This window comes from Qipengyuania sp. L-5Y (assembly GCF_056859455.1).
Genome location: NZ_JBSXOM010000029.1, coordinates 129,728 through 140,742, shown reverse-complemented (window position 1 = coordinate 140,742; position 11,015 = coordinate 129,728). Strand labels below are relative to the sequence as shown.

The 11,015-nt window shown below is 62.2% G+C and carries 13 protein-coding genes; 5 read left to right on the top strand and 8 right to left on the bottom strand.

All coding sequences use genetic code 11. The annotated features are described in order from the left end of the window. The first annotated feature begins 31 nt into the window (after nt 1-31). On the top strand, nt 32-424 hold the full coding sequence (locus tag AC13F2_RS09705) for a hypothetical protein (RefSeq protein ID WP_482964328.1): 393 nt from the start codon (nt 32-34) through the stop codon (nt 422-424). A 3-nt stretch (nt 425-427) separates the two neighbouring features. Here the strand turns inward: AC13F2_RS09705 and AC13F2_RS09700 are convergent, their stop codons facing one another. After that, nucleotides 428-1,666 (bottom strand): dicarboxylate/amino acid:cation symporter, encoded by a 1,239-nt coding sequence (locus tag AC13F2_RS09700; RefSeq protein WP_103022344.1) that lies wholly within the window; start codon nt 1,664-1,666, stop codon nt 428-430. Nucleotides 1,667-1,687: 21 nt separating this feature from the next. After that, entirely contained in the window at nt 1,688-2,824 is a 1,137-nt protein-coding gene (dapE, locus tag AC13F2_RS09695; protein WP_482964327.1) for a succinyl-diaminopimelate desuccinylase, read from the bottom strand. Between the two features lie 29 nt (nt 2,825-2,853). On the opposite strand from dapE, the gene AC13F2_RS09690 reads away from it, so the two are divergent. After that, nucleotides 2,854-3,321 (top strand): cupin domain-containing protein, encoded by a 468-nt coding sequence (locus tag AC13F2_RS09690; RefSeq protein ID WP_482964326.1) that lies wholly within the window; start codon nt 2,854-2,856, stop codon nt 3,319-3,321. Here AC13F2_RS09690 and AC13F2_RS09685 read toward each other — a convergent pair. Then, nucleotides 3,318-4,208, bottom strand: a complete 891-nt coding sequence (locus tag AC13F2_RS09685; RefSeq protein ID WP_482964325.1) for a S1/P1 nuclease — start codon at nt 4,206-4,208, stop codon at nt 3,318-3,320. The two genes, AC13F2_RS09690 and AC13F2_RS09685, sit on opposite strands and share 4 nt — an antisense overlap. After that, complete coding sequence (locus tag AC13F2_RS09680) at nt 4,175-4,834, bottom strand: glutathione S-transferase family protein (RefSeq protein WP_103022340.1); 660 nt, start codon at nt 4,832-4,834, stop codon at nt 4,175-4,177. Before AC13F2_RS09680 ends, AC13F2_RS09685 begins: the two co-directional genes overlap by 34 nt. Nucleotides 4,835-5,006: 172 nt before the next feature. On the opposite strand from AC13F2_RS09680, the gene AC13F2_RS09675 reads away from it, so the two are divergent. Beyond that, the gene (locus AC13F2_RS09675) at nt 5,007-5,426 is read left to right on the top strand and encodes a VOC family protein (protein WP_397489908.1); all 420 of its coding nucleotides are present in this window, start codon (nt 5,007-5,009) and stop codon (nt 5,424-5,426) included. 30 nt (nt 5,427-5,456) lie between these two features. Here the strand turns inward: AC13F2_RS09675 and AC13F2_RS09670 are convergent, their stop codons facing one another. Then, entirely contained in the window at nt 5,457-6,542 is a 1,086-nt protein-coding gene (locus AC13F2_RS09670) for a mechanosensitive ion channel family protein (RefSeq protein ID WP_482964324.1), read from the bottom strand. Between the two features lie 215 nt (nt 6,543-6,757). Then, nucleotides 6,758-7,222: a hypothetical protein gene (locus AC13F2_RS09665; protein WP_482964323.1), complete on the bottom strand. Its 465-nt coding sequence runs from the start codon at nt 7,220-7,222 to the stop codon at nt 6,758-6,760. A gap of 216 nt (nt 7,223-7,438) precedes the next feature. Between AC13F2_RS09665 and AC13F2_RS09660 the strand changes: the two genes are divergently transcribed. Then, complete coding sequence (locus tag AC13F2_RS09660; protein ID WP_482970464.1) at nt 7,439-7,597, top strand: hypothetical protein; 159 nt, start codon at nt 7,439-7,441, stop codon at nt 7,595-7,597. Between the two features lie 666 nt (nt 7,598-8,263). After that, on the top strand, nt 8,264-8,488 hold the full coding sequence (locus AC13F2_RS09655) for a hypothetical protein (RefSeq protein ID WP_375245982.1): 225 nt from the start codon (nt 8,264-8,266) through the stop codon (nt 8,486-8,488). A gap of 45 nt (nt 8,489-8,533) precedes the next feature. Here AC13F2_RS09655 and yihA read toward each other — a convergent pair whose 3' ends face one another. Further along, nucleotides 8,534-9,187 (bottom strand): ribosome biogenesis GTP-binding protein YihA/YsxC, encoded by a 654-nt coding sequence (gene yihA, locus AC13F2_RS09650; RefSeq protein WP_482964266.1) that lies wholly within the window; start codon nt 9,185-9,187, stop codon nt 8,534-8,536. Beyond that, nucleotides 9,184-10,980: a membrane protein insertase YidC gene (yidC, locus tag AC13F2_RS09645; RefSeq protein ID WP_482964267.1), complete on the bottom strand. Its 1,797-nt coding sequence runs from the start codon at nt 10,978-10,980 to the stop codon at nt 9,184-9,186. Before yidC ends, yihA begins: the two co-directional genes overlap by 4 nt. Nucleotides 10,981-11,015: the final 35 nt, after the last annotated feature.

Genomic DNA, 11,015 nt, shown 5'->3' with positions numbered 1-11,015 from the left:
TGTGACGGGCCGGGTCAGCTGGAGATGCGCGATGATCCGTACCGCCACCGTTCTCGTTCTGCCCCTTGCGGTGCTCGCTTGTGCACCCGTCGAAGACGATCAGCCCTTCGTCAGCAAGGCCCCTGCAGCCACCGTTATCGGCGAACCACAGCGGTGCCTCAATGCCTCCACGATCAGCCGGACCATTGTGCATGACGACCGCACGATCGATTTCAAGGTAGGCTCGCGAACCTGGCGCAATACGCTTCCCAACAGCTGCCTGCACCTCGGCATCCGGCGCGCCATCAGCTACGACGTACGCGGCAACTCGCTCTGCGCGGGCGAGGTAATTTACGTGCTGGACGGCCCCGGCAGCCCATCCCAACGCGGTGTGTCATGCGCGCTGGGAGAATTCGTGCCCGTTGAGCTAGCTAAAGCGAACTAATCGTCACACGTCGTCCGCCGACACCATTTCCCCTGTGTCGATTTCGCCGGTCATCACCGCCACGGTCGTCGCCACGGCAGCATCGCCGCTGACATTGGTCGTGGTGCGCATCATGTCCATGATCCGGTCGACGCCGGCGACGAAGGCGATCGTTTCCAGCGGCACGCCGACGGCACCGAAGACCAGTGCCATCATGATCAGTCCGGCGCCCGGAATGCCTGCAGCGCCTACCGCGCCCAATGTCGCGAGGATCGAAATGAGGAAGTAATCGGCCCAGCTGAGGTCGACCCCGAAGATCTGCGCGCCGAACAGCGTGGCGAGCCCCAGATACATCGCCGTGCCATTCATGTTGATGGTCGCGCCAAGGGCAATCACGAAACTCGCCACGGAGTTCGATACGCCCAGATTGCGCTCCGCACAGCGCAGCGTCACCGGGAGCGTCGCGTTGGAACTGGCGGTCGAATAGCTCACCGCCATCGCGTCGATGATCCCGCGGAAGAAATCGCGCACGGGCAATTTGGCGAGAAACTTGATCATCGCCGAATACATGACGAAAATGATCAGCAGGCATCCGGCGTAGTTGAGCGCCACGAGTTTCCCGAGCGCCAGCAGCGCATCGAAGCCCAGGGTTCCCGCCACCCAGGCCATAAGGGCGAAAACGCCGAAGGGGGTGAGTTCCATCACCACCATCGTCACCTTCTGCATGATGACGGCCCCGCTATCGAAGACCTTCTGAACCGGGAGTCCTTCCTCCTTCGCCATCAGGATGCCGATACCGATGAGCATGCTGAACACGATCAGGGGGAGGACCGAGACGTCCGCCATGACCTGTACCGGGCTTTCGGGCACGATCGAAAGGATCATGTCGACTGCCGTGGTCGGGTTGGGTTCGGGCGTTGCGCCCATTTCGATCGCGCTGGTGTCTACCCCGCTGCCCGGTGCGACCAGAGTGCCGAGCCCAAGGCCCAGCCATACGGAGATTTGGCCGGTCACGACGAAGAGAAGCATCGCTCGCCCGCCGACCGCGCCCAGCTTGCGCAGGTCGCCAATCGCGGCAACGCCCGACACGAGGCTGAAGAAGATGAGCGGAACGACCAGCATCTTGATCGATCTGATGAAGAAATCGCCGATCCATTTGATCGATTCCGCATCCGGGCCCCATGCCCAGCCGGTGAGCACGCCGAGGATGAGCGCAGTTATCACGCGCTGCCACAGCGGAATTTCGAACCAGGTCCTCAACATGCGATCCCTCCCTCGTGTCCGCTAGCGGGCCAGCGCATCCCTAGCAATGCGCGTATAGATGCGGCTTAGCGTCGAAAGGTCGGCCATGGCTACAGCTTCGTCGCGCTTGTGCATGGTTGCGTTGCACAGGCCGAATTCGATGACCGGACACACAGCCCGCAGGAAACGGGCGTCCGACGTTCCGCCGGTGGTGGAAGGTTCGGGCTCGACGCCGGTTTCCGCCTTTACTGCAGCATGGATGATGTCCGAGAATTGTCCCGGCGGCGTCAGAAAGGGTTCGCCGCTGACGATCGGCAGGGCGGTGCCGCCATGCTTTCTTGCAATGGCGGCGATCTGTTCGGATAGTGACGCGCCCGAATGGCAGTCGTTGAAACGGATGGAAATCCGCGCCTTTGCTTTTTCCGGGATGACGTTGTGCGCCGGATTGCCGACCTCGAGATCGGTTATCTCGAGGTTGGACGGCTGGAACCAGTCGGTCCCTTCATCGAGTACCAGTGCATCCAGTTCGGCGAGCATGGCGACGAGCTTCGGGATCGGATTGTCGGCAAGGTGCGGATAGGCGACATGCCCCTGTGTGCCCTCGACCTCCAGCCAGATATTGACCGAACCCCGCCGGCCGATCTTCATCATATCGCCAAGGCGGTTCACGCTGGTAGGCTCGCCGACCAAGCACAGATCGGGCGTTATGCCCTCCGCGGCCATGTAATCGATGATCGCCCTTGTGCCATGCAGTGCTGGGCCTTCTTCATCCCCGGTAATGATGAAGCTGATGGTGCCGGCATCGGCAGGAACCTGCGCGACCGCATCGACCATGCAGGCGATCGCGCCCTTCATGTCGACCGCGCCGCGCCCGTAAAGCAGGTCGCCGCGCTCTTCCGGCTCGAACGGCTCGCTCGCCCAGCCGCCGCCCGGCGGGACGACGTCCAGATGTCCGGCGAAAGCGAAATGCTTCGACCCTTCGGGCCCGCGCCGGATGGCGAACAGGTTCTCCACCGGCGCTTCGGGAGTGCCTTCCTCCCCGTCGCCGCGCATGAAGCGAGTGACCTCGAAACCGAGAGGGGCGAGCATGGCTTCCATTGCGTCGAACACCGATCCGGTAGCCGGGGTGATGCTGGGTGCGGCCATCAGTCGCTTGGCGAGGTCGATAACTTGCGTCATTCCTGCGTCGCTAGCAGGAGTGTACGACAATGCCCAAGCTCGATCTCGATGCCATTCCCCAGACCAATGCCACCGGTTATCCAGCGCCGTTCGATGAGGACGTACAGGGGCGCTGGTATCGCCGCCTTGCTCCGGCATCGGGCCTCACCCGTATGGGGGCAAGCCACGTTACGCTCAAGCCGGGCGCCTTTTCCTCGCAGCGGCACTGGCACCGCCTCGAAGACGAATTGGTCGTCATGCTCGCCGGCGAGGCCGTGCTGATCGAGGACGAGGGAGAAAGCATCGTTCGACCGGGCGATGTCCTCGCCTGGGCGGCGGGCGTGGAAAACGGGCATCGGCTGCACAACCGGTCCACTTCCGATTGTGTGTTCGTGGCGGTGAGCGCGGGCGACAAGGCCCGCGATTCGGGCGCATATCCCGATATCGACATGGTCTTCGGGCCGGATGGTTATACCCGCAAGGACGGCACGCCCTACCCTACCAAACGCGTTCCCTAATCGCTCGCCGGCTCCGGCAGGGGGCCGGGCTCGAACGCCGCGTCGAGATAATCGGCCATGCGCAGTCCAGCCTGCAAGACCCGGCGCCGGGCGATCGGCAGCGAGCGGTCGATGATCGCCTGCGACATGTCGACCTCGTCAGGCAGATCCCCCTCGCATGGATCGCAGCCGAAGGTTTCGGGATAGATGAATTCCCGCGCGATTTCCCAGCTTTCCCGACCCCAGTCGGCGGACGTGCCGCCGGCCAGTTCGGCGCGCTCCTGCGCCGTATACCGCCGGGCTACCGGGGGATCGCCGCTGATCGCACGTTCGGCCAGCGGGCCGTCCCACACCCAGTGGAGATTGAGCCCGGGCACGATCCCGTAGGTCGTTTCGCGATCGTTGCCGCCGCGATCGTCGAGGTCGCCCGAATGCAGCGGCATGTGGATGTCGCCGATGAAGTGGACGAGGAACGCCAGCGCCTCCACGCGCACATTGTCGGGCAGGCTTTCATCGGCAAGGATACGCTGGTTGCGTTCGACCTGCGCGCTGACGCAGTTGAGGCCGGAACAGTTCTTGCGCGCGTCGTACTCCTCGGTCACCGGCTCCGTCTGGTAGTGCCACGAAAAGGTGTAACCCCACCGCCAGTAGGCACCGCGCAGGCAATCCGGCCATACGGCCGCATCCTGCAACGTTTCGATGGCGCAATCGGGCGTGCCGAGCATCGGCGATGCCCGAAGCAGCCGTGCAATCTTCGCCCGTGTTTCAGGCCGCACGTTCTCCATCGCGATGTCGGCGGTCACGGTATGGGCGTAAAAGCCCCATGCCTGCGCCTGCGCGGGGAGGAACAGCGCGCTCAGCGCAGCTATGGCGGTCAGCCAACCGTTTCGTATTGTTCGATAACCCATTCTTCGTTTTCCGATGCGGCGATCCATGCTTCCATCCACTCATGTTCCCACAGCGCCTGCATATAGGCGGCGGCGAAACCCGGGACGGGGATCTGATAGCTGATGAAACGTGACACGACCGGGGCGAAGAATACGTCCGCCGCGCCGAAAGTGCCGAACAGGAACGGCCCACCGCTGCCGAAACGGCTGCGCGCTTCGGCCCACAGGCCGAGGATACGCAGGATGTCGGCCTTGCATGCCTCGCTCGGCTCGAAACCGTCGAAGCGCTTGCGCACATTCATCGGGCATTCGCCGCGCAGCGCGGCATAGGACGAGTGCATTTCGGAAACCATCGATCGGGCCATGCCCCGCGCCACGGCATCCTTGGGCCAGAACCGGTCGCGCCCGACCTTGTCGGCGAGATATTCGAGAATGGCGAGGCTGTCCCACACCACCGCGTCGCCATCCCACAGCAGCGGCACCTTGCCCGACGAAGGTCGGATCTGACCGCCATGCTTGTCGGCTTCCCAGTTCTCGCCGAACAGCGGTACGACGATTTCCTCGAACGACAGGCCCGATTGCTTGGCGGCGAGCCACCCGCGCAGCGACCAGCTGGAATAGTTCTTGTTGCCGATGATGAGCTTCATGCGGTGCCCCTTGCGATTCGTCTGGGGGTTAGGCGTTCATCCGGTCGCTGTCGATGCTGAACGGTGGAGCAGATCCTGGCATTATACGGAGCGATGGGTTTGAACAGGAAGCCCATGGCGCCAGGCGCAGGTGGCTGTAGGAAAATGTCAAACGCTCGCCTATTCCATCACCATGACATTGCGCCCGTTCCACCTCGCCTTTCCCGTCCACGATCTCGCCGCGGCGCGGGAGTTTTATGGTGATGCCATGGGCTGCCGCGAAGGGCGCTCGAGCGACGAATGGGTCGATTTCGACTTCTACGGCCACCAGATCGTCGCTCATCTCGCCCCCGGCGGGGCTGGAGATCGGACAAGCAATCACGTCGATGGCCACGGCGTTCCGGTGCCGCATTTCGGCATCGTGCTCGCCATGGAAGACTGGCAGGACCTGGCCGACAGGCTGACGGCGGCCGGGGTCGAGTTCGCGATCGAACCGACGATCCGCTTCAGGGGCCAGCCCGGCGAACAGGCCACGATGTTCTTCCGCGATCCCAGCGGTAATGCGCTGGAGATGAAGGCCTTCGCCGACGATGCGATGCTGTTTGCGACGTAGCCGGTTCGGGACACCTTCCCGCCAAGCCTCTCAAGAACTGGCCGCCTCTCTCCCGGTTTCCTCGATCCATCGATTGCGCGCGAAGGCTTCGGGGCAGTTTTCCGATATCCAGTCGGTGATCCCTTCGCGGATATCGCACCGCAAATCGAACAGGGTTGGCGAATCCTTGGCGCTCATCAGAAGCCTGACTTCCTTGGTATCGCGCGTCGTCTCCGTCACCTGCGTAACCTGAACGCGTCCGTCCCAGCGCTTGTTGGCGTTGATCTGCCTTTCGAATTCCTGCCGGATCGGCTCCACCCGCGCTGCCGGGTCGAGATAGAGAAAGACCGTGCCGAGCAGCTTGGCTGTCGTCTTCGTCCAGTTCTGGAATGGCTCTTCAAGAAACTTGGTCGTGGGGACGATCAGTCGCCTTTCGTCCCATATCTTGACGACCACATAGGTCGTGCGGATCTCTTCGATCCAGCCCCACTCACCCTCGATGATCACGACATCGTCGATGTTGATCGGTTCCGTGGCCGCCATCTGCACCCCGGCGATGAGCGAACGCAGCGCAGGCTGTGCAGCAGCACCCACCGCCAGTCCGGCAAGACCGGCCGACGCGACCAGTGTCATGCCGATATCGCGCACCCCCGGGATCGATAGAAGCATCACCCCGACCGTTACGAAAATCACCAGGAAAGTGGCGATGCGGTTGAACATGGCGAGCTTGGTCCGCCTTCGCCGTGCGCGCAGATTGTCTTCGACCGAAACGTCCGCGCTCAGGGCCATGGTGTTCACCAGGGCATGCAGGACCGCCAGAACCATCCAGCCGATCAGGGCAGGCATGACAAAGCCGGCGACCTTCTGCCAGATTTCGTCCAGAAGCGGCAATTCCCGCGCCACGATAATCAGAGCGAGCGCGAGAATGGCGAAACGCGTGGGACGCCGGAGCCGGGACACGACGATATTGTCGGCCTTGCTGCCACTTGCATCGGAAAGGTGCTGCAGCCCGCGGAACACCAGCCAATGCATAGCCAATGCAACCATCGCGACGAGCACGGCGATCAGAACCGCTTCCGCCACCTCTCCATGAAGGCCGATATCGGCACCGATGAAATCATTGATCCGGTCGAGCATTCGGCTTTCCCCGTACAAGGTTGTCGACCTCTCCCTGCAATCCGTCTGCGCGAACTCTCCTCTACCAATGGCAACCGGAAGGCGAGGTTCCGTTCGGGGACAAGGGTAGAGCTTCCGGCAAATGCTCCCTGCTTCCGTCGAAACGTGCTTTCGTCAGGTCATGGGGCGGACCAGCCAGCCTGTCAGCGCCTAAAGCAGACCATGGGCAGCACTAGTTAATCGATCTTTGTAGCGATACGGTCACAAAGGGGGAGCCAGGTATCGGCGGGTTTCCATTCCCACATCCAAACCTGTCTCCGCCCTTCATCTTCAAACTTCACAATGGCGCGTTCACTCGATCCTTCGAACCGCCAAGTATCGCCCTCGTGGATGACATCATAATCTCGGTAGAAGCCGTGGTTCTCGATACTTCGTGAGAAATATTTTCCATCGTCGCCGACGCCGATGAAACTCATCGTGTCGAAACGACTTCCGGCAATATCGGCGCGCTCGTCCTGAACGATGAAGAAGCGACCGGTGTGCCAGTTGGCTTCGTGCGTGCTCACCCACGTTTCACCATTGCTCTTCGGATCTTCTCCGCTCTGGTCGGTTCCGCCGTAGGAGATGCCATGAGCGGTCCATTTGCCTACGAACACGTTTAAAGCATCGTGTAGCTTGGTGCGTTGCGGTGTTGCGGTCATTCCAGCGCCTCGTCTTTTTCCAAACTACGACGCGGCAGGTATTGAGGTTCCGAGCGCGAGGTCGGCGTCCCGTCCCACACCAGCTCTCGTCATTCCCGCGCAGGCGGGAATCCAGCCTGGTCCGGCGCGTCATCGCCGTCTCGTCGATGACCGCAGCCATGCCCGCCACCAGCCGTAGGACCCCCTCTCGAACAATCCTATTTCTGCGCTAAATACTTGACTTTCATGTACCTTTTCGGCATAGCCCACGCCGGATCGGGAGGGCGCGAAAGCTGGTGCACCCCCTTCCTTGCCCCCATGGCCCGCGACGGCGGTGTCCAAAAGGGTAACGCGGCCGGTGCGAAAGGCGCGGGCGTCCAGATCGGGATCGGATGACCTCATCCGGATCGCAAGGACACCTCTCCTCCTTCACCGGATGCGGCAGGCAGTACGATAGCGGTTGCGGGGCCCTTTCGCCCGCGCGGACAGCGGCTGGGGCTCCACGCTTTGTAAGGCGAACCCTCCCCGTCGCACCGATTGCCCATGTCGCACTCGAGTATAATCGGGGTTCAGGTTCGTGTTCATGCCCTCCCGCCTCAAGGCTCCGGTAGTGCATGAAATATCCGTGCGATACGGCTTACCGCCCCTTCGCACGAGGCCCGGCAGGCAGCCACGCGAACCGCGCCGATACTACCCGGCCACCGCCATCCCGCTCCCGGGCTACGCCGCGCGTCTCGCGCAAGGTTCGCCCCGGCCGCGTGATCTTGTTCTGTAGGCATTACGGTCCGGGCTCGCCGCCGGATGCTTTCGTGTGTCTGCTGACGCCCCAATCCCGATCCTTCGCCGGGTGTGGTCGCGTGCCTTGGGCCTCGCGCTTCGGTAGCCTCGATAATCTTGGGACGTTCGCGCGCTTCACCTTCTGTCACGCTGTGCGAGGGCATGATCGTAAGCTTAGCACTGCCGCAGATGTAACCCATTCAACCGATTGGCTATTGCTCGCGGCGAGACGCTTTGCTTAATTTACGAAAAGATGATGAGGAGTGTCGGATGGCGGCGTTAATAATGGCAGTGATTATGGGGGCCATCGGCGGTGCCGGCATGGCGTGGGTTATGACCAATCCAACCAGCCGCAAAGGTCATGAAGTGCGCAGGGCGAAATTTTCCGCCGGTGAGGGGGCGGATCCCGACAGGGCACCCTTCGGACCCCATAAGTCATTCAAGCAAAATGCAATTACATTCGGACTGATGTTTGCCGTATTGGGCTTTTTCATCGGCACGCTGGGCTGAATTCGGGTCGTATTCGCCCAGCCGTTTGGCTGGAAGAATTACGGGCTAGACCCCAGCATCCCTCAGCACGGCAGCGCGCAGTTCGGCGATGCCCATGCCCTTTTCCGCGCTGGTTACGTGGATGTCGGGATAGGCAGCGACATGCTTGCGCGCTTCGGCTTGGGTGGCTTCGATGATCTTGGCAAGTTCGCTCGCCTTCATCTTGTCGGCCTTGGTCAGGACGACGCGGTAACCCACCGCCGCCTCGTCGAGCATCTTCATCATTTCGCGGTCGACATCCTTGGGGCCATGGCGCCCGTCGACCAGCACGAGCGTGCGCGCGAGGACGGGCCGGCCGCGCAGATAGGTGCGGACCAGCGCCTTCCACTTCTCGACCACTTTCACCGGCGCCTTGGCAAAGCCATAGCCGGGCATGTCGACCAGGCGGAAAACGGTCGGGTCGCCGACTTCGAAGAAGTTCAGCTCCTGCGTCCGCCCGGGCGTGACGGAGGCGCGTGCGATAGCCTTGCGTCCCGTCAGCGCGTTGAGCAGCGAACTCTTGCCCACATTGGAACGACCGCAGAAGGCGATCTCCGGCACGGTCGGTTCAGGCAGGAACTTGAGCTGCGGGGCCGAGAGGAGAAAATCCACCCGCCCCGAAAACAGCTTGTTCGCGCGCCGTTCGAGCTCGGCCCGTTCGGCTGCTTGTTCGTCGCTCATCCCCTGGCCTTCGCTTCGGCTTCGGCAGCCTTCTTTGCCTTTTCCTCGTCTATGGCAGCGCGCAGCTGCGGATGCCGTGAGTAGAGGTACTTCTGCTGCGCCACTGTAAGGATGTTCGAGGTGACCCAGTACAGCAGCAGCCCTGCCGCGAACGGTGCCATCACGAACATCAGGATCCACGGCATGATGTTGAAAATCTGCTGCTGCATCGGATCCATAGCACTCGGGTTGAGCTTGAACGTCAGCCACATGGTGAAGCCCAGCATGACAGCCAGCACGCCGATGCCGAAGACGATCATCAGAAACTGCGGCACCTGAATGCCGACGAGCGAGAGCGCATTGGCGAGGTTTGCCGGATCGGGCGCGGCCAGATCCTTGATCCAGAGGAATTCGCGGTGCCGCATCTCGATGCCGAGAACCAGAACCTTGTAGAGCGCGAAGAAGACCGGGATCTGCAACAGCATGGGCAGGCACCCGGCAACAGGGTTCACCTTCTCCTGCTTGTACAGGGCCATGATCTCCTGCTGCTGCTTCTGTTTGTCGTCCTTGTACTTTTCCTGGATGGCTTTCATCTTCGGCTGGATGGCCTTCATCTCGGCCATGCTCGCGAAGCCCTTCTGCGCGATCGGGAACATGAGCCCGCGCACGATGAAGGTCAGCGCGATGATCGCGATGCCGAAATTGCCCACGGCTTCGTAGATCGTACGCAGCAGCCACAGCATCGGCTTTTCGAACCAGCGGAACCAGCCCCAGTCGATGGCGAGGCCGAATTTCTGCAGGCCAGCGTCCTCATAACGATCGAGCACGACGCTTTCCTTCGCCCCGGCAAACAGCCGCGACGTGGTCGTCAGCGCCTGGCCTGCGGGAAGGGTCACCGCATCGTAGATCATGTCGGCACGGTAGATTTCGTTACCGAGTGCCCGGAATGTCGCGGTCGGCGCGCTGCCGGTCTGCGGCACCAGGGCCGACAGCCAGTAGATATCGGCAAAGCCCGACCAGCTCGGCCGACCGGCCGGTGTGATGGTCTGCGCTTCGTCGACATCGTCGTAATCGATGCCGTAATCGGCCGCGTCGGCGAACACGCCGATCGGTCCGGAATGCGCGATCCAGAGATCCTCGCTCGCGGTGCGGCTGGTCCGGTTGACGTAGCCATAGGGCTGAACGACCGCCGGGTTCGTCCCGGTATTGGTAACTTTCTGTTCGACCGTGAACATGTATTCGTCGTCGATCGAATAGCGGATCGACGCGCTGACGCCGTCACCCAGGTCGTGCGTCAGCGTCACCGGCGTTTCGCTGGTGAGGACACGGCCATCGGCCTGCCAGACGGCATCGTCGGCAATGCGCGTGCCGTTGATGAGATAACCGAACTGCGCGAATTGCTGGGCGGGCGTCCCGTTCGGCGAGAACAGGCGTACCGGCTCGCTGTCGTCGCCTGTTCCTTCCATGTGATCCTTGAGGACCACGTCGTCGACCACGCCGCCGCGCAGATTGATCGAGCCGGCAACGCGCGGTGCGTCGATGCGGATACGCTGCGGGCTGGCCAGCGCCGTCTTGAGGTCGGCTTTTTCCTGAGCCTGCAGCGCCGGATCGACGAGCCCGCCGGTGCGCGTGTGGCGCGTCGCAGCGGGCGCCTGCCCATCGGCAATGGCAGCCTGTTCGGCCGGGGTATCGGCCTTGTCCTGAACCAGAGCCTGTTCGGGCTGCGGATAGAAAAAGTCCATCGCCGAAGTCCAGCCCACGAGCAGCAGGAAGGAAAGCGCAATGGCGATGATCACGTTGCGATGGTTGTCCAAGGTCGGTCCCGTCTATGTCCGGTCGAAAATCTGAA

Bases quoted from the DNA above. Each gene is read 5' to 3' on its own strand.
- AC13F2_RS09690 (WP_482964326.1), top strand. From the start codon at position 2,854: ATGCCCAAGCTCGATCTCGATGCCATTCCCCAGACCAATGCCACCGGT.
- AC13F2_RS09675 (WP_397489908.1), top strand. From the start codon at position 5,007: ATGACATTGCGCCCGTTCCACCTCGCCTTTCCCGTCCACGATCTCGCC.
- AC13F2_RS09685 (WP_482964325.1), bottom strand. From the start codon at position 4,208: ATGGGTTATCGAACAATACGAAACGGTTGGCTGACCGCCATAGCTGCG.
- AC13F2_RS09665 (WP_482964323.1), bottom strand. From the start codon at position 7,222: ATGACCGCAACACCGCAACGCACCAAGCTACACGATGCTTTAAACGTG.
- AC13F2_RS09670 (WP_482964324.1), bottom strand. From the start codon at position 6,542: ATGCTCGACCGGATCAATGATTTCATCGGTGCCGATATCGGCCTTCAT.
- dapE (WP_482964327.1), bottom strand. From the start codon at position 2,824: ATGACGCAAGTTATCGACCTCGCCAAGCGACTGATGGCCGCACCCAGC.
- yihA (WP_482964266.1), bottom strand. From the start codon at position 9,187: ATGAGCGACGAACAAGCAGCCGAACGGGCCGAGCTCGAACGGCGCGCG.
- AC13F2_RS09680 (WP_103022340.1), bottom strand. From the start codon at position 4,834: ATGAAGCTCATCATCGGCAACAAGAACTATTCCAGCTGGTCGCTGCGC.
- AC13F2_RS09705 (WP_482964328.1), top strand. From the start codon at position 32: ATGATCCGTACCGCCACCGTTCTCGTTCTGCCCCTTGCGGTGCTCGCT.
- AC13F2_RS09655 (WP_375245982.1), top strand. From the start codon at position 8,264: ATGGCAGTGATTATGGGGGCCATCGGCGGTGCCGGCATGGCGTGGGTT.
- AC13F2_RS09700 (WP_103022344.1), bottom strand. From the start codon at position 1,666: ATGTTGAGGACCTGGTTCGAAATTCCGCTGTGGCAGCGCGTGATAACT.